21 protein-coding genes are annotated in these 23,995 nt (G+C 42.7%); 14 read left to right on the forward strand and 7 right to left on the reverse strand.

Features of this window, described 5'->3' with window-relative positions; genetic code table 11:
- Window positions 1-168: 168 nt before the first annotated feature.
- The 4 genes from CAL7507_RS10655 (at window position 169) to CAL7507_RS30735 (ending at window position 4,632) form a co-directional block, all read left to right on the forward strand.
- The gene (locus tag CAL7507_RS10655; RefSeq protein WP_015128481.1) at window positions 169-1,746 is read left to right on the forward strand and encodes a B12-binding domain-containing radical SAM protein; all 1,578 of its coding nucleotides are present in this window, start codon (window positions 169-171) and stop codon (window positions 1,744-1,746) included.
- Window positions 1,747-1,926: 180 nt separating this feature from the next.
- Entirely contained in the window at window positions 1,927-2,871 is a 945-nt protein-coding gene (gene pip / locus CAL7507_RS10660) for a prolyl aminopeptidase (RefSeq protein ID WP_015128482.1), read from the forward strand.
- Between the two features lie 444 nt (window positions 2,872-3,315).
- Window positions 3,316-3,861, forward strand: coding sequence for a DUF721 domain-containing protein (locus CAL7507_RS10665; protein ID WP_015128484.1), 546 nt, complete (start codon window positions 3,316-3,318; stop codon window positions 3,859-3,861).
- Between the two features lie 453 nt (window positions 3,862-4,314).
- Window positions 4,315-4,632: a hypothetical protein gene (locus CAL7507_RS30735; protein ID WP_015128485.1), complete on the forward strand. Its 318-nt coding sequence runs from the start codon at window positions 4,315-4,317 to the stop codon at window positions 4,630-4,632.
- A gap of 124 nt (window positions 4,633-4,756) precedes the next feature.
- On the opposite strand, the gene menB is transcribed toward CAL7507_RS30735, so the two are convergent.
- Window positions 4,757-5,590: a 1,4-dihydroxy-2-naphthoyl-CoA synthase gene (gene menB, locus CAL7507_RS10675; RefSeq protein ID WP_015128486.1), complete on the reverse strand. Its 834-nt coding sequence runs from the start codon at window positions 5,588-5,590 to the stop codon at window positions 4,757-4,759.
- Between the two features lie 440 nt (window positions 5,591-6,030).
- Here menB and CAL7507_RS10685 point away from each other — a divergent pair, with 440 nt between their 5' ends.
- Complete coding sequence (locus CAL7507_RS10685) at window positions 6,031-7,974, forward strand: WD40 repeat domain-containing serine/threonine-protein kinase (protein ID WP_015128487.1); 1,944 nt, start codon at window positions 6,031-6,033, stop codon at window positions 7,972-7,974.
- Between the two features lie 112 nt (window positions 7,975-8,086).
- Here CAL7507_RS10685 and menD read toward each other — a convergent pair whose 3' ends face one another.
- The gene (gene menD, locus CAL7507_RS10690) at window positions 8,087-9,919 is read right to left on the reverse strand and encodes a 2-succinyl-5-enolpyruvyl-6-hydroxy-3-cyclohexene-1-carboxylic-acid synthase (protein WP_015128488.1); all 1,833 of its coding nucleotides are present in this window, start codon (window positions 9,917-9,919) and stop codon (window positions 8,087-8,089) included.
- 328 nt (window positions 9,920-10,247) lie between these two features.
- Between menD and folB the strand changes: the two genes are divergently transcribed.
- The 3 genes from folB (at window position 10,248) to CAL7507_RS10705 (ending at window position 13,334) form a co-directional block, all read left to right on the forward strand.
- On the forward strand, window positions 10,248-10,616 hold the full coding sequence (gene folB / locus CAL7507_RS10695) for a dihydroneopterin aldolase (RefSeq protein WP_015128489.1): 369 nt from the start codon (window positions 10,248-10,250) through the stop codon (window positions 10,614-10,616).
- 780 nt (window positions 10,617-11,396) lie between these two features.
- Window positions 11,397-12,680 (forward strand): diguanylate cyclase domain-containing protein, encoded by a 1,284-nt coding sequence (locus CAL7507_RS10700; protein ID WP_015128490.1) that lies wholly within the window; start codon window positions 11,397-11,399, stop codon window positions 12,678-12,680.
- Window positions 12,681-12,773: 93 nt separating this feature from the next.
- Window positions 12,774-13,334: a sugar O-acetyltransferase gene (locus CAL7507_RS10705; protein WP_042342051.1), complete on the forward strand. Its 561-nt coding sequence runs from the start codon at window positions 12,774-12,776 to the stop codon at window positions 13,332-13,334.
- Here the strand turns inward: CAL7507_RS10705 and CAL7507_RS10710 are convergent.
- A complete protein-coding gene (locus tag CAL7507_RS10710; protein ID WP_015128492.1) occupies window positions 13,331-13,714 on the reverse strand; it encodes a calcium-binding protein in 384 nt (127 codons plus the stop codon). The two genes, CAL7507_RS10705 and CAL7507_RS10710, sit on opposite strands and share 4 nt — an antisense overlap.
- 58 nt (window positions 13,715-13,772) lie before the next feature.
- The gene (locus CAL7507_RS10715) at window positions 13,773-14,411 is read right to left on the reverse strand and encodes a Uma2 family endonuclease (protein ID WP_015128493.1); all 639 of its coding nucleotides are present in this window, start codon (window positions 14,409-14,411) and stop codon (window positions 13,773-13,775) included.
- 176 nt (window positions 14,412-14,587) lie between these two features.
- Between CAL7507_RS10715 and rbsK the strand changes: the two genes are divergently transcribed.
- On the forward strand, window positions 14,588-15,526 hold the full coding sequence (rbsK, locus tag CAL7507_RS10720; protein WP_015128494.1) for a ribokinase: 939 nt from the start codon (window positions 14,588-14,590) through the stop codon (window positions 15,524-15,526).
- A 203-nt stretch (window positions 15,527-15,729) separates the two neighbouring features.
- Here rbsK and CAL7507_RS10725 read toward each other — a convergent pair whose 3' ends face one another.
- Window positions 15,730-16,161 (reverse strand): nucleoside deaminase, encoded by a 432-nt coding sequence (locus CAL7507_RS10725; RefSeq protein ID WP_015128495.1) that lies wholly within the window; start codon window positions 16,159-16,161, stop codon window positions 15,730-15,732.
- 18 nt (window positions 16,162-16,179) lie between these two features.
- Between CAL7507_RS10725 and CAL7507_RS10730 the strand changes: the two genes are divergently transcribed.
- On the forward strand, window positions 16,180-17,103 hold the full coding sequence (locus CAL7507_RS10730; protein ID WP_015128496.1) for a nucleoside hydrolase: 924 nt from the start codon (window positions 16,180-16,182) through the stop codon (window positions 17,101-17,103).
- Between the two features lie 496 nt (window positions 17,104-17,599).
- On the opposite strand, the gene CAL7507_RS10735 is transcribed toward CAL7507_RS10730, so the two are convergent.
- Window positions 17,600-18,112 carry an NUDIX hydrolase gene (locus CAL7507_RS10735; protein WP_201447882.1) on the reverse strand — a complete coding sequence of 171 codons (513 nt, stop codon included), beginning with the start codon at window positions 18,110-18,112 and terminating at the stop codon, window positions 17,600-17,602.
- A 177-nt stretch (window positions 18,113-18,289) separates the two neighbouring features.
- Between CAL7507_RS10735 and CAL7507_RS10740 the strand changes: the two genes are divergently transcribed.
- Window positions 18,290-19,342, forward strand: a complete 1,053-nt coding sequence (locus CAL7507_RS10740) for a dipeptide epimerase (protein WP_015128498.1) — start codon at window positions 18,290-18,292, stop codon at window positions 19,340-19,342.
- Window positions 19,326-20,372, forward strand: coding sequence for a DUF1611 domain-containing protein (locus tag CAL7507_RS10745; RefSeq protein WP_015128499.1), 1,047 nt, complete (start codon window positions 19,326-19,328; stop codon window positions 20,370-20,372). The genes CAL7507_RS10740 and CAL7507_RS10745 overlap by 17 nt, the downstream gene beginning before the upstream one ends.
- A 104-nt stretch (window positions 20,373-20,476) precedes the next feature.
- Here CAL7507_RS10745 and CAL7507_RS10750 read toward each other — a convergent pair whose 3' ends face one another.
- Complete coding sequence (locus tag CAL7507_RS10750; protein WP_015128500.1) at window positions 20,477-21,301, reverse strand: Uma2 family endonuclease; 825 nt, start codon at window positions 21,299-21,301, stop codon at window positions 20,477-20,479.
- A 146-nt stretch (window positions 21,302-21,447) separates the two neighbouring features.
- Here CAL7507_RS10750 and CAL7507_RS10755 point away from each other — a divergent pair, with 146 nt between their 5' ends.
- Entirely contained in the window at window positions 21,448-22,989 is a 1,542-nt protein-coding gene (locus tag CAL7507_RS10755) for a M48 family metallopeptidase (RefSeq protein ID WP_015128501.1), read from the forward strand.
- 71 nt (window positions 22,990-23,060) lie between these two features.
- Entirely contained in the window at window positions 23,061-23,888 is an 828-nt protein-coding gene (locus CAL7507_RS10760; protein ID WP_015128502.1) for a COP23 domain-containing protein, read from the forward strand.
- Window positions 23,889-23,995: the final 107 nt, after the last annotated feature.

The raw sequence follows: 23,995 nt of genomic DNA on the forward strand, positions 1-23,995 counted from the left end.
ATCCCCAATCCCCAATCGCTGGTCACTGAGCGCAGCCGAAGTGCAATCCCCAATTCCCCATTCCCAATTTACTTTCAGTTACAAAAGTCGATAAAAGTTTAACTCTTGTCAGAACGAGTAGCAGTACCCTGAAGATTAAGTAACTTTTTTACTCCGGGGTGTGCGCTGATGAGAGCCTTACTACTCTGGCCGATAATGCCCAATTCCTTCTGGTCTTATCAAGAGACACTTGATCTGGCAGGTTTACGCTCCACGAATCCGCCGTTGGGATTAATTACCGTAGCGGCAATGCTGCCTAAGGATTGGGAAATTAGATTTTGCGATCGCAATGTCCATTTAGAAACAGATGATGATTGGGATTGGTGTGATTTGGTAATCATCTCTGCGATGATTATCCAAAAACAAGATTTGAGAGAGTTAATTCAAAAAGGGATTGCATTAGGTAAAAAGGTAGCAGTAGGTGGGCCTTTTCCTACCTCAGTACCCGAATTTGCCCTAGATGCAGGAGCTGACTATCTCATTTTAGATGAAGGTGAATGCACTATCCCCATGTTTTTAGAGGCTCTGGCACGGGGAGACGAACGAGGTATTTTCCGTTCTCCAGAAAAACCGGATGTCACCCAAACACCAATTGCTAGGTTTGACTTGCTAGATTTAGATGCTTACCTAGCAATCACAGTCCAATTTTCCCGTGGGTGTCCGTTCCAATGTGAATTTTGCGACATCATCAACTTGTATGGACGCAAGCCCCGCACAAAAACACCAGAACAAATGCTGCGGGAATTTCAAGTCCTCTATGATATGGGGTGGCGACGGTATGTGTTTGTTGTGGATGATAATTTTATCGGCAACAAGCGCAATGCCAAGATATTTTTACAAGCCCTCATCCCCTGGATGGAAGCACACAATTACCCATTTGTGTTGGTAACGGAAGCTTCACTGAATCTGGCTGAAGATGATGAATTAGTGGCGTTGATGGTGAAGGCTGGGTTCACCCTGGTGTTTATGGGTATCGAAACCCCAGACACAGACAGTCTACTGGGAATTCACAAAGTCCAGAATACACGCAAAGACTTAATCGAATCTTGCCACAAAATTACCAGGGCAGGATTGCAAATTATGTCTGGTTTCATTATGGGCTTTGATAACGAACGTCCAGGTGCAGGACGACGGATTCAGGAATTTATTGAAGAGACTGGCATACCCCAAGGACAGTTTAGTCTGCTGCAAGCGTTGGAAAACACCGCCATGTGGAATCGCTTACAGCAAGAAGGACGATTATTTGACGGGATGAGTACATTCCATCAAGGTGCAATTATGAACTTTACACCGACGCGCCCGGTAGAGGAAATTACAGAGGAATACATTGAAGCCTTCTGGAATATCTATGAACCACTGCCTTACTTGAAGCGCACCTACCGCCATTTTAGGATGATGAACGGGTGGCGGGGTAAAAGTAAGCGTCCGATTACTGGGACGGAAATCCGTTTATTTGCCTCAATTTGCTGGCGACAGGGTGTATTGCGTCCGACAAGGTGGCGATTCTGGTGGCAATTAGTAGCGATCGCCTTTACTAAACCCGCTTTGTTATATGATTACTTAACAACCTTGGGCGTCGGCGAACACTTCTTCAGCTTCCGCCATGAAGTCAGGGCCCAGTTACAAGCAAAATTGGCATCACTAAAACAAACAAAGCAAGAACAGGAGAATCAAGCAGCTATTTATCAGCTAGAATCTGTTAATTAAATTTGGGATTTTGAATTTTAGAGAATTATCAATTTACTTAGTGTGTTAGTGTAGTCTAGCGCACTTTTTTAACTCTATACTGGTGTGGCAAGGCTAAATGGAAAGACCCTTTTAAAACATCCTCTGATATATGTTGGGTTACGCAAAGCCTCCACCCAACCTACGTTTATTATTATAAAAATGCGTGAACTTTACCCACTCATCGAACCTTATCAAGAAGGTAAACTGCAAGTTTCTGAACTACATACAATTCATTTTGAAGAGTCAGGTAATCCCCAAGGTAAACCCATAGTTTTGCTACATGGTGGTCCCGGTGGTGGATGTCCGCCGTTTTATCGACAATATTTCAACCCTAAGAAATGGCGATTAGTAATGTTTGACCAACGTGGGTGTGGTCAAAGTACACCTCATGCCGAATTGCGAGAAAATACAACCTGGGATTTAGTTAATGATATTGAAAAAATCCGAGAAAATTTAGGAATAGAAAAGTGGTTTGTTTTCGGCGGTAGTTGGGGAAGTACCCTATCATTAGCCTATAGTCAAACCCATCCAGAACGCTGCACAGGATTAATTTTACGTGGCATATTCATGCTACGCCAAAAAGAATTACGCTGGTTCTACCAAGAAGGTGCTAGCTATATTTTTCCTGATGCTTGGGAAGCATATCTTAAACCAATTCCCACTGATGAACGTGACGATATGCTCACAGCTTATTATCAACGCTTGACTAACCCAGACCCAGAAGTCAGACTCACTGTAGCCCGTGCTTGGTCAGTTTGGGAAGCAAGTACTAGTAAACTGTTTCCAGATACAGCCCTAATGCAGAATTTTGGTGAGAGTGAATTTGCTGAAGCATTCGCCAGAATTGAATGTCATTACTTCATCAACAAAGGATTTTTAAAATCAGACGATCAACTACTTGCAAATGTTGATCGTATCCGTCACATTCCGGCTGTAATTGTTCAAGGTCGCTATGATGTCGTATGTCCGATGATATCAGCTTGGGAATTACATCGTGCTTGGCAAGAAGCAGAATTTATTGTTGTTTCTGATGCTGGACATTCCATGAGTGAACCAGGAATTCGCAGCGCTTTAATTGAGGCGACAGATAGGTTTGGGGAATAGGGACTGGGGATTGGTATGGTAATGACTTTGGCAAGCAGTCTAACCCAGGTATCTGAGTTCATTGGAGCAGTGAATAATGAAAAACCAAACACAGTCAGGGGGATTAAGGGGGGTAAAACCCGGATCTCAAAGTAACTCCGATTTGTGTGTACACGGTAGCCTTAGTAAGGGGAGGGGAGGTTTTGCGCCAGCAAAACCGGGGTGGGGTAACGCAGATAGTGATGGTAAGTGAGTGAATTCAAAATCACGTTTTGACAAGGGTTTCACGTTAAGTTGACACCAGTCCCCAACCCCTAGTGGTTTGTCAATTTTGTTTTGAGGGGTTTTTGGTAGTGCGGGCCGAAAAGCCCGCGTGAGCGAGACGCTCACACTACAGTCCCTCATTTCAACCCTGACAGACTACTAGTTCCCAGTCCCTTTTACTTTTTATGCTTATTTGGCACGATGTCGTTGAAATCAGTTAATGATATTTTAATTGTTCTAAAAAAGCAGCCTCAATGGCAGGAACAGCCGTTACAAAGCTTGCTGCAGTGCTGGACAGAAATCGTTGGTGTAGTAGTTGCTACACATACTAGACCATTATCAATTCAGCGTGATGTTTTGCGGGTAGCGACTTCTAGCGCTGCTTGGGCGCAAAATATGACCTTTGGACGCCAGAAGTTGCTTGTAAAGTTGAATGAAAAGCTACCCTCACCTTTAGTAGATATTCGCTTTTCTACAGCAGGTTGGCAGCAGCCACCGGATCAGCAACAGATGGAATCGACTGTTTTGCCTTGTGAGCATCCCAGCTATCTCGGTAATTTGAATAGCGATCGCCACGATGATACTGCTGCGACGATGAATCCAAATGCCGCTTTTGGAGATTGGGCTAAAACCATCAAAGTGCGATCGCATGGTTTACCTCTATGTCCCCAGTGTCACTGTCCCACGCCACCAGGTGAACTCCAGCGTTGGGCTGTTTGCGCTGTCTGTGCTGCTAAACAGTTCTAGGGCAGGGAGTATGGGGCAGAGCGCAGGGAGCAGGGGGTAACTAATGACACCTTGACTCCTAACTCCTGACTTTTGACTCCTGACCCTTTACAAATGACAAATAACCAATAACCAAAATTTTTCCGTAAAATCATGCCAAAGATATGATACGTAAAGCAGGTAAATTAATCTTTAGAGGGATGTTTTAAGAAGAAATTTAAAAAGGTGTTTAAATTCAAAGCTTTAGTTTTAGCCTTGATCCCCAATCATTTTTAGTCAAAATCAGTATGTATACACTCTAATAATTATTTACATATATAACACAAATATAAAAACATCATAAAGCTTATTTCAGCCTGGGGATCGCTACAACCTATATAAAATAACGGGTTTTTGGGGTTATTCCGTATTTATATCTAGAAGGAAAATATAGGGACATAAATTAGCCCTAAACGGCACTAAAGATGAACCCAAATGAAACCCATTAAATTCCTGACATCTGCCTGTCGATATTGTCGTCATTACCAACCAGAGGGTCGCCGTGGTGGGATGTGCCAACAGTTGGGAGCGCCAGTCCAAGCCAGTTGGAAGGCTTGCTCTTTTGCGATCCCTCCTTTTGCACCTTCTTGGGAAACTTTAGAAGATGCTTGGAGTTTGCCAGATGCAAGACCAGTTTCAGTTTCTTCTAGCTCTTTAGCTTCAGATTTTGACAAGACGGCTTCTGCTCCTGTTGAGACGACGATTACCTGTACCTCTGAACAGGCAAAAGCTACTACAACAGTTCTTATTTAGCCATTCATATATTACCTGACTCAGTTTGTAGTCTGTTTAAACTTAAGATTTGCCTTTAATATTTCTAGTACTGTGAACCATCTGCGAAAATCGCATCTTACTCAAAGATGCGATTTTCACAATTTTAGGGTAGCCAAGGAAAGTCACGAAAATTTGGCGGCCGTTTTTCCAGAAAAGCTTGTTTGCCTTCAGACCCTTCTTGCGTCATGTAATAAAGTAGGGTGGCATTCCCCGCCAGTTCTTGTAAACCAGCTTGTCCATCACAATCTGCATTAAATGCGGCTTTGAGACAGCGGATTGCAATAGGACTTTTTTCTAAAATTTCTTGCGCCCATTGAATCCCTTCAGCTTCCAGTTTTTCTACTGGCACAATGCAATTCACTAAACCCATATCTAGTGCTTGTTGGGCATTATATTGACGACAAAGAAACCAAATTTCTCTGGCTTTTTTTTGTCCAACGACACGGGCGAGATAACTTGCGCCAAAACCACCGTCAAAACTACCAACTTTGGGGCCGGTTTGTCCAAAAATGGCGTTATCGGCGGCGATGGTGAGGTCACAAATTAAATGTAGGACATGTCCACCACCGATCGCATACCCAGCTACTAGGGCAATTACTACTTTTGGTAAAGAACGAATCAGCCGTTGTAAATCCAGCACATTTAAGCGGGGCACACCATCATCATCTACATAGCCCGCGTGTCCCCGCACACTTTGATCGCCACCAGAACAGAAAGCATATTTGCCATCAGTGTGTGGACCATAGCCAGTAAATAAAATTACGCCGATTTTCGTATCTTCACGAGCATCACAAAAAGCATCGTAGAGTTCAAAGACAGTCTTGGGGCGGAAAGCGTTACGTTTGTGGGGACGGTTGATGGTGATTTTGGCGATACCATCTGTTTTTTGATACAGGATATCTTCGTAGGTTTTGGCAGTTTGCCAGTTGATTGTCATTGGTATGGAGTCCGCTGTTGCTTCGAGAATTTTATCGCGGACACAGGGACATGCGATCGCTCATACTATTTTGGATTAACAATTATATCTAGCTATCAACATATGACTGGTTTTTTGCGATCTTCTATCTCACAAGCTTGATCATCTAATTCTCCTAGTGCAGAAATAATTACAGGAGGTCTATCAGAAAATTCTGCCACAAGTTTTAGCTCTCCTCCCATAGCCTTGACATAACTACGCAATGTAGCAAGCAGGAGATCACACGTTTTTCCAATCTAGAAACATTATCTTGTGAAATTTTTTGGCGATCGCCAAGTCAAGCAAGAGTGTAAATTGCCAGCAGAGGCACAAAGAAAAGTGCAAAAGTGCAATTTATGGAATTTCTATCCTTAAAATTGGATTAGTAATTATTCTGCATAACGTGCTGATTGCTCGTAATTATGAGCTATTGCCTCAATCTCAATTGCTGGAAACCCGAAAATCCTGACAGTCATAAATTTTGCCAAAATTGCGGGACAAAACTGATACCCTTACTCAAAAGTCGCTATCAGATCACCAAATTAATTGCATCTGGGGGACTACAAAGAACTTATTTGGCAATAGACGCAGATAGATTTAATACTCAGTGCTTTATTAAGCAATTTGCGCCGCTATCAAAAATTCCAGCCAATACAGATGCTTTCAAGAAAGCAACTATGCTTTTTGAGCAAGAAGCACGGCTACTATTGGAACTGGGACAGCATCCTCAGATTCCCAGTCTTCTAGCCTACTTTGAGCAGGATCAGTATTTTTATCTCGTGGAAGAGTTTGTTGACGGAGACAATTTATTGTCAGAGTTGTCACAACAAGGAGTCTTCACCGAAGAAAAAATTCAAGAATTACTCATAAATTTGTTGGCTGTCATCCAATTTATCCACGATCGCCAGGTTATTCACAGAGACATCAAACCAGAGAATATCATTCGCTGCCGAAGTCAGGGTAAATTTATCTTGATTGATTTTGGTGTCGCGCAGTACTTAAACTCGGAAATACCAGATGTATCAAGTGCCATATTTGGTACACCAGGCTACGCATCAATTGAACAAATGCAAGGACACAAAGCTGCTTTTGCGGATGATCTCTACAGTTTAGGTGCGACTTGCTTTCATTTGCTGAGTGGTATTCACCCTTACCAGTTATTTATTAGATATAGCCATGACTGGATTCCCCATTGGCGACAACACTTGAGCCATCCTGTTAGTGTGGCGTTAGGCTTAATCATAGATACACTTTTCCGACAAAAAGTCACTCTAGGATACCAATCAGCACAGGATGTGATTAGAGATTTGCAAACTCAACCTCATTCTATTTCATCCATAATTCCTATAATTCCAGCATTACCAACTGTCCCAGTAGTTACATCACCTGCATTTCATCTCCCGACAACCCAAATTTGGAGGTGTATACATACTGTAACTGGAGATTATGGTTGCAATTCTATAGCTATCAGTCACGATGGACAAATCTTTGCTAGCAGCTATCATGACAAGTCAATCAAAATCCGGAATCTCTATAGTGGAGAATTGCGGCGGATCTTAAATGAAGATTCCCCAAGTCATTTCACAATTAGCGGACTCAAGATTAGTCCTGATATGCAAACTATCGCTAATTTTGAAGGTTTAGTGATAACTGGTGGTAGCACTAACGGCGTCATCAAGATTCGCAATGTAGATACAGGGAAAATTCTACATTCCCTTGATTGTGCTTTAGCTTGGGGTTATGATCTCAAACACTTTTTCTTCAGTCCTGATAGCAAGTTACTAACTATGTCTGGAGGTGACGAAATCTATCTGTGGAATCTGGAGACAGGAAACCGTTCTCTCACTCTTTCTCACGCCTCTTCAGGTTGGGTTCACAGCCTTGCTTTTAGTCCTGATGGAAAAATTTTGGCCAGTGGTGGCGGTGCTGCTTGGAGAAGTTGGGGCAGTTATGAAGTCGGCGATCCGACAATTAAGTTATGGAATGTGAGTGATGGTAAACTACTTAGCAATCTTGCCGGTCATTCAGATTCGGTTTTATCAATTGCTTTTAGCAGTGAAATTTTAGCTAGTGGTAGTGCTGATAAAACAATTAAAGTTTGGCATTTCAACAGTGGCGTATTGCTTCACACATTGACTGGACATTCAGCAGCAGTTCTATCTCTTGCTATGAGTCCTGATAGAAAAATCTTGGCTAGTGGTAGTGATGATGGGACGATCAAGCTCTGGGATATAAGTATAGGAAAACTGCTTTATACTCTTACTGGTCATGCAGATGGAGTTTTATCTCTGGCTTTTCTTCCTGAGCAAAACACCCTTGTTAGCGTTTGTCGGGATCAAACTATCAAGGTATGGCAATACAAATAAAGCGAATACAACACAAGCAAGGGCGGGGAAAACCCGCCCCTACGGACTTTGCGATTTAAAACTGTATTTCACCGATATGAAGTCCGCTATGTTGATTGCTGAATATTTCAATTTATACATCTGTAGCAAACTTGCTTAAATTTTCCTGTCGCCATTTAGCATCAGATTTGCGATTTGTCCGTAACTCTAAAACCCGAATTCCCTTAGTTGGAAGAGGGTTTAATTGTTGCTGTAACTGCTGCCAAGAAGTTATTAATTCATGCTCTACGCCATAAGTAGCACACAACTGAGCAAAATCAATATCTTGGGGAGTGCCAAAAAATTCTTCAAATGGTGGGTCAAATTTGGCAATGGGTAACATTTCAAAAATCCCGCCGCCGTTGTTATTAATTAACAAAATTGTCAGATGTCCAACAAATTTATTGCGGATTAAAAAACCGTTGGTGTCATGTAACAGCGCTAAATCTCCGGTTAACATGACACTACTTTGCTGGCGGTGGGCAATTCCTAAAGCTGTGGATAGTGTACCATCGATGCCATTTGCTCCTCGGTTAAAATGCGATCGCACTCCTAAATTATTCGGTTTCCAGAAAAATTCCACATCCCGCACAGGCATACTGTTGGAGATAAATAACGGCGTTCCCGGCGGTAAAGTCTGGGAAAGCAACCAGGCGGTTTTACTTTCCACTAACTCCTCGATTGTCGTCATGGTTTCGTCAATAGCCACCCTCACTTTAGCTTCAGCACTACACCACAGTTGCAGATAGTCTGGGGGTGAGGGGGATTTTACTCCCCCTGCTCCCATTCGGCTACGCTCACGGCAAGCCTGCTCCCATTCGGCTACGCTCACGGCAAGCCTGCTCCCTGCTTCCCCAGAAACCAGCTGTTCCACCGCAATTCGCAGGTGAGTTGTCTTCCCATGCAGGGGATCGAGATTTTGATCACTAGGATCAATTACCCAGCGTCGTGGTTGTGTATGATTTATCCAGGTACGCAGTTCTTTACTTGTTGGCATGTCACCTACTTGAATAACCATTTGAGGTGTTAGCTGTTTTGCTAGTTGCGGATTTCGCAAAATCTGGTCGTAGGTGGAAATTAAATCAGGATTGAAGTTGGCATAATTTCTGACTGGGGAGAGTCCCTCGGCGAGTACAGGCCACTTGAGAGTTTGGGAAAGTTGGGCGATCGCTCTACAATATTCCTGTGGCTGCTGTGGCTGGGCAACACCAGCAATGATGATCCCTCGGTCAGATTGTAACCATTCTTGGGGAACTGGGAACTTGTACTGAGCGTAGCCGAAGTATAGGGAATGGGGAATTGGGTATGGGGAGGATGCAAAAAAGTCTTCTGAATCAAATTGTGACTGCAAATAACTCAAGTCAGTGCCATCGGGAACGGGTGCTAGGGGGTCACGAAACGGTAAATTTAGATGTACTGGCCCCCCAACAGGAGTTTGGCAGCGTTCCCATGCGTGAATGAGTGTTTGTCGCAAATAGGCTAGCATTCCCATATCTGAGGAGGGTAAGGCTAACTCTGTTTGCCAATTGGGATAACTACCATATAATTTCAACTGGTCGATAGTTTGCCCAGAATGGCAATCTCTTAATTCTGGTGGTCTATCGGTAGTTAATACTAAAAGTGGCACGCGACTTTCTCTAGCTTCAATTACCGCTGGGTAAAAGTTCGCCCCTGCTGTGCCAGAAGTGCAAACAAGTACTACAGGAAATCCCGTTATTTTAGCTTGTCCTAAAGCAAAAAAAGCAGCGGAACGTTCATCGAGAATCGAAATCGCCTCAATATCGGGTGTTTGTTGGGCAAAGGCGACTGCTAAGGGTGTAGAGCGAGAACCAGGACAAATGACGGCATAAGTCAATCCTAGGCGCTTGAGCGTCTCCGTTAAGATGTAAGCCCAAAGTTGATTAACATTCCTATAAGCGAACAGCATCAAAGCAAACTGAGTTTTCAAATATTAGGACTTACGCAACTGGCACACATGGCTTCTGGCTTAAGAGTCAATAGTCAATAGTCAAAAATCAAGGTTTTTTTTGGACTTTTGACTGGAGGCGGAGATGCTCCGGCTCCGCTGTTGACAAATCTTTATGAAAAAATATGACACTTGCATAAGTCCTAAAATAATTATCTCAGGACTGAGGCACTCAAAGAGATTGCTTTTTCTGGAAAAGGGCGAAATATTCAGTCGATAAATTAAGTAATTTTAAGCTGGGTAAGGAATTGTTAAAATCCATAAGGCAAAATTCGCCCTGATGAGGTTTATGGACTGTATTAATTTAACCGGAATTCGCGCCTATGGCTACACGGGTTATTTGGCTGAGGAACAGGTGCTAGGGCAATGGTTTGAGGTGAATCTCAAGTTATGGCTGGATCTGGCTGCTGCTGGTCAAACTGATGCGATCGCCGATACTCTGGATTATCGTAGCGTCATCAGCTTGGTACAACATCTGGTGAAGACATCTAAGTTTGCTTTGGTGGAACGTTTGGCGGCGGCGATCGCTGATTCTATTCTCCAACAGGGCGATCGCATCACACAAGTCCAAGTCACACTCACCAAACTCGCTGCGCCTATTCCCGACTTTAGCGGACAAATTAGCATTGAATTGACTAGAGCTAAACCCAATTGCTGAAGCTGAATACTGACTTTATGGGGTATGTAGCGATCGCTTTAGCACTCTGTACGCAACATTTTTGTGGTGAAGGGGGGAGATAGGAGAAATACCTAAATCAGGAATTTTTCCCTTATCCCCTTTTTTATCAGCACATCCACTACAAAATCTCTAACTTGAAACAAATTTTATACTTATAGCTGAATATTGATTTTATCTATGGATATAAAGTGGTGCATCACTTTTATCTTATAAACTATCTTAGTTATGGCGTGTATTTTTATACGAAATCAACAGTTAAGTTTTGATTTATTTAAATAGCTTTAAATCATTAAAGACATTGATGCTATTACATTCATTCAGTAAAAAATGTATTAAAAATACAGCCGTACTGGCAATGAATTTTGTGGGATGCTTGCAAACGCTTAGATAGATTTTATTACATTTCTACACACCCAATTTTTATGTGATTTTATTAACATACAAATCACTTTCAATTTTTACGTGAATTCCGCAATTGCTTGTGCTTATTCTCAATAAAGATTGCAAAATTCTTATAAAGTATATCTTGATTGCTCACAATTGTATGGCAATTTACATTTTCAATTTGTGTCTTGCGTTATTAACTGGATATTAACCTCATCAGCAAATAAAAAACATTGATGATTGATGATTATTCAGCATTTTAGTCAATCAACTACACTAGTTAGTTTAGAGATTGTTTATCATAAGATTATTGATTGTCAGAGCAAGTTGAGACTGAAAACAAAATCTGAACCTTCGCAAACGGCTTAGTCTAATATGTTCGCCCAAAAAATCCTAGTTGTTGAGGATGAAAAAGTCCTATCATCAGATATAAGAAATAGTTTACAGAATTTGGGGTATTCGGTGTCAGAAACTACTGATTCTGGTGAGAATGCTATCAAAACAATAGCAGAAACTAATCCACATTTAGTATTAATTGATATCTGCTTGGCTGGGGAAATTAATGGTATACATGTAGTAGATATTATCCAGAATCATTTCCACATCCCAGTTTTATACCTAACTGAATATTCAGAAGATATAAGACTACACAAAAAGCGACTAAGCGAGCCTTTTAGTTACGTGCTTAAACCATGTGCTGAAAGAGACTTAAAATTTGCCATAGAGATGGCTCTCTATAAGCACAAAATTACACAGAAAGTGCAGGCTGAAAAACAGCGGTTAGCATCAATTATTCACAGTATGGGCTGTGCTGTAGTGGTGACATCGGCTAGTGGCTGTATCCAAATGATGAATCCAATTGCAGAAACACTCACAGGCTGGAAACAAAATGAAGCATACGGTAAAGATTTAGCAGATGTTGTCAGCTTAGTTGATAAAGATTTAGATGAAGTGATGGAGAATTTAGCCACACAAGCAATAAAAACTGGCCGGGTTTTGAATCTACCGGATAACTGTACGCTGATTAGCAAAGATGGTAAGAAAATACCTATTGGCGATTGCGTTGCCCCTATCCGTGATGCTGATGGTAGTATTAGTGGTGCAGTTTTAGTTTTTCAAGACATTACTCAACGTAAGCAGACAGAAGCGGAGCTGCTCCGCCATGCATGTTACGATACTTTGACTGGGTTGCCTAATCGAGTTTTATTTCTTGATCGGTTAAGGCAAACTATCGAACGGAGTAAGCGACGTAATGATTATCGCTACGCAGTTTTGTTTTTAGATTTAGATGGCTTTAAGGGGATTAACGATCGCTTTGGGCATGGAATTGGGGATGATTTCTTAGTAGCGATCGCCCGACGTTTAGAGTTAAGTTTACGCAGTGGTGATACCGTAGCACGATTTGGTGGCGATGAGTTTGCCCTATTATTAGAAGATATTAAAGACGTAACCGACGCTACTAATGTCGCCAAACGCATCCAAGAGACTCTAGGATTACCACTTAATTTGAATGGACATCAAGTATTTCCTACAGCCAGTATTGGGATTGCTTTGAGTGGACGTGATTATGAAGAACCACAAAATCTATTGCGGGATGCGGATATTGCTATGTACCGTGCTAAAAGACAGGGAAAAGCTCGTTATGGCATATTTTCCTAAACTAGGAGTTATCAAGATTTATTCTCCACATCTTCCATTTCCCAATAACCTATATACTATTTGATTGTGTGAATGCAACTGAAAAATCCTGTAATGAAAAAAACAGAAAAGCAAAAGATGCTGGCTGGGGAGTTATATCTTGCCGATGATCCGGAATTAGTAGAAGATAGCAAGCGCGCCAGTCGTCTTTTAGGCACATACAATTCTACAACCATAGAACAGCAGGAACAGCGACAAGAAATTCTACGAGAATTGTTTGGCAAAATAGGCAAAAAAGCCACAATCGTCCCGCCATTTCACTGCGATTATGGTGATAATATTTATGCTGGCAACAAATTATATATAAACTATGGCTGTGTAATTTTAGATTGTAACATAGTTCATATCGGTGACAATGTTTTGTGTGGCCCTTGTGTGCAGATTTACACAGCCTACCACCCTACAGAACCAGAAATTCGTCTGACTGGTCAAGAACTCGCATCCCCAATTAAGATTGGGGATAATGTTTGGATTGGTGGCAATGTCGTTATTTGCCCTGGTGTCACAATCGGTAATAACACTACTATCGGTGCTGGGAGTGTAGTTACCAAAGATATACCCGAAAATGCGATCGCCGCAGGCAATCCCTGCCGCATTATCCGGCATTTATCTTAGAATTTGTATCCTCTAGCCAGCCAATATTGCCAGTCTGCTAGTGCTTCTAGGGTTTCGTCATCAGTATCAATAGCTTCTATTTCTGATAACTTGGCCGTAAAAACATCTTCATCTTTACCATCTGGATAGACAACTTCTACAACCATATCTTTTAAACACTCATCATCTGGTGCCATTCCCAGCACTTCGACTTTTTTTGTCTGAGGTGATGATGGTGTTTTGCGTGACTTCTTTGTCCAATTAGCCAAAAAGGGAAAATTTAGGGTGTCGTCGAGGTAGTCGTACCAACCCATAGCTCGTTCTTCTTTGTCTTCAGCATCAACAATTATTTCTGTTTTAATGCGATGCTCTCGGTTTTCGTCGAGTTCAACACTAGGCATAAGATGAAAGCTGGCGTAGTATGCACTTTGATATGTATATCGTTTTGGCGATCGCCTGTCAATTCTCTAATTGCTGTTTTACCCAAGCACGAAATGAGCGAATCATAGGAATTTCGCCATTTTTGAGACTTTCTGCTAGAAAATGAGGAATTTCGGTCGTTAGAGGGAGATTAGCAAAAGTCGGTGAAACATTGCAGGGAACATATACACCTTCACTCAAGTGATAAATCTGCATGGTAAGTTCGTCATAGCGCCACACTTCTGGGACACCCAAGGCGAGATAAATAGGAAGTCTGTCAACAGAAGCGCTGGTGTAGTCTACCTCAATCACTAAATCTGGTGGTGGATCTTGCGTCAAGTCAAGATTTTGCTTATTTCGCATCACGGGTTCATTCTGGATATAAAAACTCGAATCTGGTTCCACTCCCCGCAGCAAATCTGGACGCTTACAAGTTACTGAACCTGTGCTTTTCAGGTTGAGATTGAGTTCTTCGGCTAGATTATCAATCAGTTTCTCTATGAGACGTTTATTATGCTCATGAGGCATTAAGGGTGTCATAATTTCCAGCGTTCCGTGGTCATAAGCCAGTCGCGTGACCCGATTATCCCCCATTTCTGCCAGAATTGTTTCAAAGGTTTGCCAACTAATGTTTGGCAGTATAACTCCTTGGGAACCAGCCGCTGTTGTCGCCACCATAGGACTTAACCTGAGGTTTTCTACTAAGATATCAAGAAATTAGTGAGACCCCAAATAAAAATCCCCCAGTGACGAGTTGAGGGATTTACTCTGGAACGCGTACAGCAGTTTAATAATACAATTGTACTATATTTTGGAATTTTTACTCAATCCCCATTAGCCAAAAAATCAGCATCATGACCATTATCGTCTTCGGCAGCATCAATATAGACTTAGTTGCTACTGTACCCCGCTTACCAGTTGCAGGAGAAACACTATTAGGGCATAACTTTGTTCAAGTTCCAGGTGGGAAAGGTGCAAATCAAGCTGTAGCAGTAGCACGGTTGGGAATTCCCACTCATATGGTAGGGCGTGTAGGTACAGATAGTTTTGGGACAGAATTAATTTACAATCTGTTTAACTCTGGCGTGGAGACGGAGAATGTTTCTATCGACGAAACTGCCAGTTCTGGAGTGGCGATGATCGCTGTCGATGACAAAGGTGAAAATCAAATTATTGTCGTTCCTGGTGCTAATGGGCGTGTCAATCAAGAAGACGTAGAGCGATTGTCTGATTTATTACCGAATAGCAGCGCATTGCTTTTACAATTTGAAATTCCCATTGCTGCTGTGGTGGCTGCTGCTAAAGCTGCACATCAAGCAGGTGTGCAAGTGATTCTCGACCCTGCGCCGGCACAATCTCATGTGCCAGATGAACTTTATCCATTAGTAGATATCATTACGCCGAATGAAGTGGAAGCGGGACAGTTGGTGGGTTTTTCCGTAGATGGGGAAGAGTCAGCAAAAAAAGCGGCAGCGGTTTTATTGCAGCGGGGCGTGAAATGTGCGATCGTTAAACTGGGCGCTAAAGGAGTTGTCTGTGCGATCGCTAAAGAAACTTTTTTTATCCCCCCATTCCCCGTCCATGCTGTTGACACAGTCGCTGCTGGCGACGCTTTTAATGGTGGTTTAGCCGCAGCCCTTGATCAAGGACTTTCTCTACATCAAGCAGTTGTTTGGGGTGCAGCAGCTGGCGCCTTAGCCGCTACAAAACCAGGCGCACAAACTTCTTTACCCCATAAGTCAGCTTTTGATGCATTTCTCCGGGAACAAGGCGTAATCAAGGATGAAGGATGAAGTCTGGAGGATGAAATAACACTAGACCTCTTGCATAAATATTTTGGTGTTGTTGAGCAATATTGTAAAAAGCTCACGCAAAGGCGCAAAGGCGCAAAGGCGCAAAGAAGAACGCGAAAATTAGGACTTTTGCAAGAGGTCTACTTATTTTTAACCCCAACTCCCGTATTCTGACTCCTAATTCCCCTATTCCCACGCCTTTTCTACTTCCCAATATCCTCATTCCAAAGTTCCGGATTAGTCTCAATAAACTCACTCATGATCTGTTCGCATTCATCAAGTCCCAGATCAATTACTTCTACACCGTGAGATACCATAAAATCTTTAGCACCAGGAAAAGTCCTTGATTCTCCAACAATGACTTTTTTGATCCCAAATTGTACAACCGCCCCAGCACACAAATAGCACGGCATTAAGGTTGAATAGAGTGTTGTGCCTCTGTAGCTACCAACTCTACCAGCATTGCGGAGACAATCGATTTCAGCGTGGGTAATAGGATCACCGTCTTGCACACGCTTATTATGTCCTTTGCCAAGAACCTTCCCATCTTTGACAAGAACCGAACCAATGGGAATTCCACCTTCTTGTCTACCTTGTTTGGCTTCTTGAATGGCAGTTTGCATAAACTCATCCATATATTTAACGCTCCTTGTATGTCAAAACAATTTGTTTTAATGGATCACGATGGTGGTGTAGATGATTATCTAGCAACTATGCTGCTGTTGACGATCGCTCATATTGAACTTCTCGGTATTGTCGTTACTCCAGCTGATTGTTATGTGCAACCAGCAGTCAGTGCCACACGTAAAATATTAGACTTGATGGGATTTTCTCATATCCCAGTTGCCGAAAGCACAGTGCGAGGGATCAATCCCTTCCCTTATCTTTATCGCCGTGATTCATTTATTGTTGACCACTTACCCATTCTCAATCAAAGCGAAACAATTAATACACCTCTAGTTACCGAAACAGGTCAAGATTTTATGGTGAAGATGTTGCGCGAAGCATCTGAACCAGTGACGCTGATGGTAACTGGGCCTTTGACAACAGTAGCAGTTGCATTAGAAAAAGCCCCAGACATTGCAGCGAAGATTCAAAAAATTGTTTGGATGGGGGGTGCATTAAATGTCCCTGGTAACGTAGAAAAAAATTGGGAACCGGGACAAGATGGTTCCGCCGAATGGAATGTTTATTGGGACGCGGTTTCAGCGGCGGAGGTATGGGATACGCAGATTGAAATCATTATGTGTCCTCTGGATTTAACTAATAATGTGCCAGTCACATCAGATTTAGTGAGAAAAATGGGGCAACAACGTCACTATCCTATCTCTGATTTGGCGGGACAATGTTATGCACTGGTTATCCCCCAGGATTATTATTTTTGGGATGTCTTAGCGACTGCTTATCTAGGACGCCCAGAATTCTATCAATTACGCGAGTGGGAAACGGAAATTATTACTACTGGCACTAGTCAAGGACGCACTCAAGTAGTCCCTAATGGTAGGAAAATTTATGCTATGGATCAGGTAGATAAAGATGCTTTTTACGCTTACATTTTACAGCAATGGGCAAGATAATTCGCTACAAGTGAAACTGTATATAGGACTCATATTTGATTTCTGAAATATATGTAGGGGAGCCACCCTCGTGCGCGGGTTTCCCGCGTTGAGAGGAGTGGCGTTGGGCAATGCCCACCAAAACCCGGATGTGGTGGGCAATGCCCACCCTACACTTAAGATTAAATTGTACGGAATTTTTTCAATAATCAAACCGGATTCCTATATAGGCGAAGCATTCCCAAAGGGTACGAAGTGTTCGCGGAGCGTCTCGCCGAGAAGCAATCGCAGAGTCCTTGTGATTGCTTCGTTGCACTCGCAATGACATATCATCAGCAATTTGCCTGACATGATATCAGAAGTTAGCTAACTTGCTCCGGGTTTAAACCCGTTAATGTTGCGTGATTAGCACTTCTACCGGATGAGCGGATGACATCACCACTAATTTGGCGAACCTCGCCAACTATTGTTACACTAACCTGCCCTTCATCTGGAATTCTTGTTATTACAAATATGATTAATCGCTGATAAACTTTAAACCTAAGAATAAAGCCGCAACAGTCCCTGCTACGGAAATTTCACCTTGAGCAACTTTATCCAATACGGTTTCTACAGGAATTAAGATAACTTCAATATCTTCCGTAATATCAAAGTTTTTCTCGCCAGTTTGGATGATATTTTCTGCCAAAAATAAATGTATTTTGTTAGTATCTTTGCTAGGCTTATCGTGTAAGGTGGCAATTTTCTTGACTTGTTGGGCAATATAGCCAGTCTCTTCCTGTAATTCTCGCATTGCGGCTGATTCTGCACTTTCTTGGGATGGGTCGAAATTCCCGGCTGGGAGTTCTATGAAAAAATCTCCTACCGCATGTCTGTATTGCCGGACAAAAACCACTTCTCTTGTATGAGTGATTGGTAAAATTATCGCTACTTCAGGTTTGATATTGACAAAAAAATCATCTATAATTTTACCATTCGGTAATTCTATTTTGTCTTGTCTTACCTGACACCAGGGATGTTCTAAGACCATTTTTGAACTCAAAATAGTCCATTTTTTTAAGTTGTTTTTAGATAAATTTGTAAATGTCATAGGGAGAAAAAAATTAGTCACAAAATCCGAATGTAAAAAAGTATAACAGATACTTCAAAGGATCTAAAATTTCCACTTACACTGTTTTTTGCCCTCGCCAAAGATTGATTCAGAACTATGCAAGTGGAAGTAAATCTATTTACAGTTAACAAAAGATTTCCCTTGACTATTAGTCGTGGCACAACGGCGCAGACAACAAATGTATGGGTGAGGATTTTACAGGATGGCATTGAAGGCTGGGGAGAAGCGTCGCCATTTGGTGTAGGTAATCATTCGCAATCCACTGATATAATCAGAGGCGCTTTACAGCAAATTGCGCCCAGTCTCCAAGCATTCAGTCCGTTGCAGCGGCAACAAGTTGAGCAGGTATTAATTAAACAGCAAATACCCTCATCTGTGAGAGCGGCATTAGATATAGCGATGCATGATTGGCTAGGTAAACGTGTAGGATTACCACTATGGCAAATCTGGGGACTCGATCGCCATGCGATTGTCCCAACATCGGTGACAATTGGCATTGGTACACCAGCAGCAGCAAAAGCAAGAACACAGGACTGGTTGCAATTTATGGATGTTCGCCTTTTGAAAGTCAAGCTAGGTAATCCGGATGGTATCGCAGCCGACCAGAAAATGCTATTAGCGGTACGTGAAGCAGCACCAGATACAGAATTATTTGTTGATGCTAATGGAGGTTGGAGTTTGGATGATGCGATCGCCATGTGCAATTGGCTAGCTGAATTAGGTATAAAGTATGTAGAACAGCCATTACCACGGGGACAGGAAAAAAATCTAGCAAAACTCAGGGAGCATTCACCCCTGCCAATTTTTGTTGATGAAAGTTGCTTCACTAGCTCAGATATTCCCCATCTGGCAAACTACGCAGATGGCATTAATATTAAACTAATGAAATCAGGGGGCTTAACTGAAGCTATACGGATGGTACATACAGCACGAGCCTATGGGTTACAAGTAATGTTCGGCTGCTATTCCGACAGTTCGTTAGCCAATACAGCAGCGGCACAACTAGCGCCACTAGCTGATTATCTCGATTTAGACAGTCACCTTAACTTAATCGATGACCCCTTTACAGGTGCATTGGTACAGGAGGGGAAAGTTTTACCAAACGATTTACCTGGCTTGGGGGTGCAATATAGTGCGTCTGGCGCTTAATCAACGAATAGCGATTCTGCTACATGAAGGAACTAGTGGAGCTCAGGGTAAAACCGGGTTAGCACTTTTACGTTACAGTGAAGCCCAAATCGTCGCCGTCATCGATCATGAAGCTATCGGGAGATCCTTGACGGAATTAACAGGTATCAAGCGGAATATACCGATTGTAGAATCGGTAGCGGCAGCACTGGAATATAAACCAGAAGTCTTGGTAATTGGCATTGCGCCTAAAGGCGGTGCTGTACCAGATAATTACTGGCACGAAATTAAAGATGCTTTAGAAGCAGGGATGTCACTGGTAAATGGTTTACACACACCATTGGCAACTATAAATGAGTTAAATGCCCTCCTAAAACCAGGGCAACTTATTTGGGATGTACGCAAAGAACCACCGAATTTAGATGTTGCTAGTGGTTTGGCACGCAGCTTACCCTGTCGGCGGGTGTTGACGGTGGGAACCGACATGGCTATTGGCAAAATGTCAACTAGTTTAGAACTACATTGGGCAGCAAAATTGCGGGGCTGGCGTTCTAAGTTTCTGGCAACAGGACAAACTGGTGTGATGTTAGAAGGTGATGGTGTAGCACTAGATGCCGTACGGGTAGATTTTGCTGCCGGTGCTGTGGAACAAATGGTGATGCGCTATGGCAGAAATTACGACATGCTGCACATTGAAGGACAAGGTTCACTGCTGCATCCTGGTTCCACAGCTACCCTACCGCTAATACGTGGTTCCCAACCAACTCAATTAGTGCTAGTGCATCGGGCGGGGCAAACTCACAACCGGAATAATCCCCATATACCAATTCCACCCTTGCCAAAAGTAATCCAGCTTTATGAAACCGTCGCCAGCGCTGGCGGTAGTTTTGCACCAGTACCCGTGGTGGGTATAGCTTTGAATACAGCGCATTTAGATGAAGCAGCGGCACAAGCAGCGATCGCCCAAACTACAGCCGAAACAGGACTACCCTGCACAGATGTAGTCCGGTATGGGGCTGGGTTGCTACTGGATGCGGTGATGCAAAATTAACAAGACGGCAAAAGTACGTACGGCAAAGCAGAACCCGCAGAGTAGGAAGATGGGAATATCAACATCAATCGGATGAGATGAGCAAAATATCTCCTACAACGCATTTATTCGTCCAACTCATCAAGATTCACACCTAACTGACGCAAACGTTCTGCTAATTGTTCTGCTTTTCTTTTTGCTTGTTCAGCCTCTTGTTTAGCATCTCTAGTTTCCTGTTCAGCAATAATTGCTCGTTCGGTAGCAGCAGCAGCTTCCTCAGTGGGTTCAGCAATTAATTCGCCTGTTAAAGTGAACCACCTTAACCACAATCTTTCAATATCTCGAAATGATCCCTGCCACAATCCCAAACTTAAACCCAACTCTGGCATTAGTAAGCGTCCATTGGCAAAAGTCATCGGTTCATAATGCCCACCCACTAGCTGAAATGCTCTCAGTTCATCCGTATATCGACTAAAAACAATGTAATAGGGAATTCGCAAAATTCGTTCGTAAACTTCCCATTTACTAGGAGGTTTATCTGTTGGATTTTGTTTATTGCCTAAATCTTCATCTTCTGTACCAGGAGATAATAATTCAATTACTACAAAAGGATTTGCTGGCTCTTGCCAAGTCACATAACTTAAACGCAAATCCTCACCTTTATAGAGTTGTGGTACTCCTACCACACCAAACCAATCTGGGCGTTTGTACCATAAAGGATGTTGCAAGTCATAGTAAAGATTCAAGTCAGCCGCGCTGAAAACTAGTTCGGGATTCCAATTAGTTGGCTGAAAAGTCAAATATAAAAGTAAGGGCTGTAAAAAGTGAAAATAGTCCGGCAAACCTGGTTCCTCTGGGTTGTCACTGGGTAAATCATACATCGTTGGGAGAGTTTCCCACGGAGGACGCGGTGGCTCAGATTGCGGGATGAATTGGGGAAAGGTGGTCATAAACTATGAAAAACTTAAAGTCTACAATTCCTGATGAAATTATAGAGTAAGTAAATCAGCAAGAATAAATATAGCGATCGCTCTATACCATTTGCTTGATTACTAATACATTGAACACAGAGCCTTTTGCATAAGTGAACCCCAGTATGAAACGCACCTGGAAGTCTCTCATACTAGCCTGTAACTGGATATTGTTGTCAGTCGGAACATCGATTCTGATTATTCTGACACAACCCGCACCGACTCCAGCACAAGCGCCGCCTGCACCTAGCACTGAACAGCCACAACCGAAACCTGAAGAAGCCGCAGCAGAACCAACACTCAGTTCCCAAGAAATCACCCGTCAGCTAAAACTGATCCAGGCGGATAGGCTTTATTTGGCGGGACAAATCCCAGAGGCGGAAAAAATTTATCGCCAAGTAAAACAGCCATTTGCTAAAAATAATACTCTTGAACAGCGCAAAACTGCGGTAACCGATCCAACGCAACTATCCCCAGCAGGTAAGGTATACTGGCGGGAATCGGAGGCGGGGATAGCAAGTAAGTTACAAACTCGGACTTTAGTACCTCTGCAATTGTTGGTGGATCAATATCCAGAATTTATTCCCGGACATATCCGCTTTGCTGAGGCGCTAAAAAAATACGATCGCACCCAAGAAGCATTAGATGTATTAGAACGTGCATCTTCTCTATATCCAGACCAACCAGAATTGATTAAAGCCAGAATCATTGCCCTGGGAGAGTCGAAAAAATGGATGGAGGCTTCTTTGGCGGCGCGTCAATTTGCCATTCTCAACTCTCAAAATCCCCAAGCGCCTGAGTTCACCAAGTTAGCTACAGAAAATCTTGACCGTTACAAAGCTTATATCCAAGAAGAAATTAGAGGTAATGCTCTAGCAAATATTATTACGGGTGCTGTAGGTTATGCCGTTACTGGCAGTTTACTCGGCCCATTTTCCGCTCTTGATTCTACCATTTTGTTGCTCCAGGGTGAAGCATCTATTGGGGAATCAGTAGCCAAGCAAGCAAAACAACAGTTAGATGTCATTAAAGATGAAACTGTTTTGGCTTATGTTAATGAAATTGGACAGAAACTAGCCAAGGTAGCCGGACGTAATGAGTTTAAATATGAGTTCTTTGTGATTCCCGAAGCAGAACTTAACGCTTTTGCGCTGCCTGGGGGGAAAATATTTATTAATGCAGGTGCGATCGCTAAAACCAATTCCGAAGCAGAATTAGCTGGACTAATCGGTCATGAACTATCCCACGTAGTTTTATCCCACGGCTTTCAATTAGTCACCCAAGGTAACTTAATTTCCAACGTTACCCAGTATCTTCCACTAGGTGGTACCATTGGTCAACTTTTTGCCCTCAGTTATAGTCGTGACATGGAACGCCAAGCCGATACCCTCGGTACACGCCTGATTGTCGCCAGTGGCTACGCTGCTGACGGCTTGCGTAACTTGATGGTGACTTTAGAAAAACAACAAAAAAATGCACCTCCCAGTTGGTTATCATCTCACCCAGGCGGTAATGAACGAGTCAGTTCTTTAGAAGATTTGATTTCCCGTAGTAGCTATAACCGCTACGCTTATGAGGGAGTCGAGCGTCATGTAGAAATTAAAGACAAGGTAAAACAGCTACTCCAAGATAAAAAAGAACAACTAGAAAAAAAACAGCGTTCTTGATGAACTAAAAAGCGAAACTTACGTCAATTAGACTAACAAGATTTTTTCCCCATTTCCACCGGAGGATGATTATGTCATCAAAGCTGCTGTGCTGTGCATTTCTTAGTACTTTAGGCTTATCTTTATTCCTAGGTAATTCCGCAACCTTTGCCCAAGTTGTAGTTCCCACAGACTCAACAGGTGGCTCACCCATCCCACCAAATGGCTCAACAGTCCCCATAGATACATCTACAGGTGGCATTCCCGGTTCACCCCCTATCGACAATGTGGCTCGGTTTTCCTGCCAAACCTACAACGGTCAGTATACCATCATGTATCAGCCACAAAGTCAACCTGGTCAATACTTTGCCTGGGCAACACCTGCAGCTTTGGGTGGCGGTTGGAACTCACAACTGCGCTGTCAAACTATTGCTAATCGCTTAGAAACCTATCGCCCAGATGGGTTACAAGAACTACAAACAGCAGTTGAAAATAACGAGAACACTATCTGCGTCACCACCGAAGCCAACCCCACCTGTCGAATTGTACTGACAGTACCCCGTGGTAAAGACCCCTTTGTAGTCCGCAATAGCGTATTCCAAAACTTGACTACCGCCGACAGCGGACAACAAACTTTAGCTGTCAACACCTATGCAAATCGCGGTAGAGGAAATGACGATCTATTTAATTTAAGTCGCACACTTTTAGGTAGTGGTAATAGCCTAGGAACTTCATCGACAACATCTAGACGCGGACTAAATCTTCAACCTTTCCTTGATCGCAGAGATGGCGGTACTGGTAGCGGATTGAAGAATGGTGTGGCGATTCGTTCCGGTTCCAATAGCCAAAGCAGCAATGTGAAAAAACCCCATAACAATACCCCCAATCCCAAACTCGATCCGAATAGATTCCGTCGCTAAATTAATTAGCCATGTTTTGCTACTGAAACGCGCTGACAAAATATTTGCAGCGCGTTTTTGTATTTTATAGGGATTGGCTGGAGTGCATAGACAAAAAACGGCTTGTC

Source organism: Calothrix sp. PCC 7507 (assembly GCF_000316575.1).
Taxonomy (GTDB): Bacteria; Cyanobacteriota; Cyanobacteriia; order Cyanobacteriales; family Nostocaceae; genus Fortiea.

Coding starts and splice junctions, on each gene's coding strand:
- CAL7507_RS10655 (WP_015128481.1), top strand. CDS start 169: ATGAGAGCCTTACTACTCTGGCCGATAATGCCCAATTCCTTCTGGTCT.
- pip (WP_015128482.1), top strand. CDS start 1,927: ATGCGTGAACTTTACCCACTCATCGAACCTTATCAAGAAGGTAAACTG.
- CAL7507_RS10665 (WP_015128484.1), top strand. CDS start 3,316: ATGTCGTTGAAATCAGTTAATGATATTTTAATTGTTCTAAAAAAGCAG.
- CAL7507_RS30735 (WP_015128485.1), top strand. CDS start 4,315: ATGAAACCCATTAAATTCCTGACATCTGCCTGTCGATATTGTCGTCAT.
- menB (WP_015128486.1), bottom strand. CDS start 5,590: ATGACAATCAACTGGCAAACTGCCAAAACCTACGAAGATATCCTGTAT.
- CAL7507_RS10685 (WP_015128487.1), top strand. CDS start 6,031: ATGAGCTATTGCCTCAATCTCAATTGCTGGAAACCCGAAAATCCTGAC.
- menD (WP_015128488.1), bottom strand. CDS start 9,919: ATGCTGTTCGCTTATAGGAATGTTAATCAACTTTGGGCTTACATCTTA.
- folB (WP_015128489.1), top strand. CDS start 10,248: ATGGACTGTATTAATTTAACCGGAATTCGCGCCTATGGCTACACGGGT.
- CAL7507_RS10700 (WP_015128490.1), top strand. CDS start 11,397: ATGTTCGCCCAAAAAATCCTAGTTGTTGAGGATGAAAAAGTCCTATCA.
- CAL7507_RS10705 (WP_042342051.1), top strand. CDS start 12,774: ATGAAAAAAACAGAAAAGCAAAAGATGCTGGCTGGGGAGTTATATCTT.
- CAL7507_RS10710 (WP_015128492.1), bottom strand. CDS start 13,714: ATGCCTAGTGTTGAACTCGACGAAAACCGAGAGCATCGCATTAAAACA.
- CAL7507_RS10715 (WP_015128493.1), bottom strand. CDS start 14,411: ATGGTGGCGACAACAGCGGCTGGTTCCCAAGGAGTTATACTGCCAAAC.
- rbsK (WP_015128494.1), top strand. CDS start 14,588: ATGACCATTATCGTCTTCGGCAGCATCAATATAGACTTAGTTGCTACT.
- CAL7507_RS10725 (WP_015128495.1), bottom strand. CDS start 16,161: ATGGATGAGTTTATGCAAACTGCCATTCAAGAAGCCAAACAAGGTAGA.
- CAL7507_RS10730 (WP_015128496.1), top strand. CDS start 16,180: ATGTCAAAACAATTTGTTTTAATGGATCACGATGGTGGTGTAGATGAT.
- CAL7507_RS10735 (WP_201447882.1), bottom strand. CDS start 18,112: ATGGTCTTAGAACATCCCTGGTGTCAGGTAAGACAAGACAAAATAGAA.
- CAL7507_RS10740 (WP_015128498.1), top strand. CDS start 18,290: ATGCAAGTGGAAGTAAATCTATTTACAGTTAACAAAAGATTTCCCTTG.
- CAL7507_RS10750 (WP_015128500.1), bottom strand. CDS start 21,301: ATGACCACCTTTCCCCAATTCATCCCGCAATCTGAGCCACCGCGTCCT.
- CAL7507_RS10755 (WP_015128501.1), top strand. CDS start 21,448: ATGAAACGCACCTGGAAGTCTCTCATACTAGCCTGTAACTGGATATTG.
- CAL7507_RS10760 (WP_015128502.1), top strand. CDS start 23,061: ATGTCATCAAAGCTGCTGTGCTGTGCATTTCTTAGTACTTTAGGCTTA.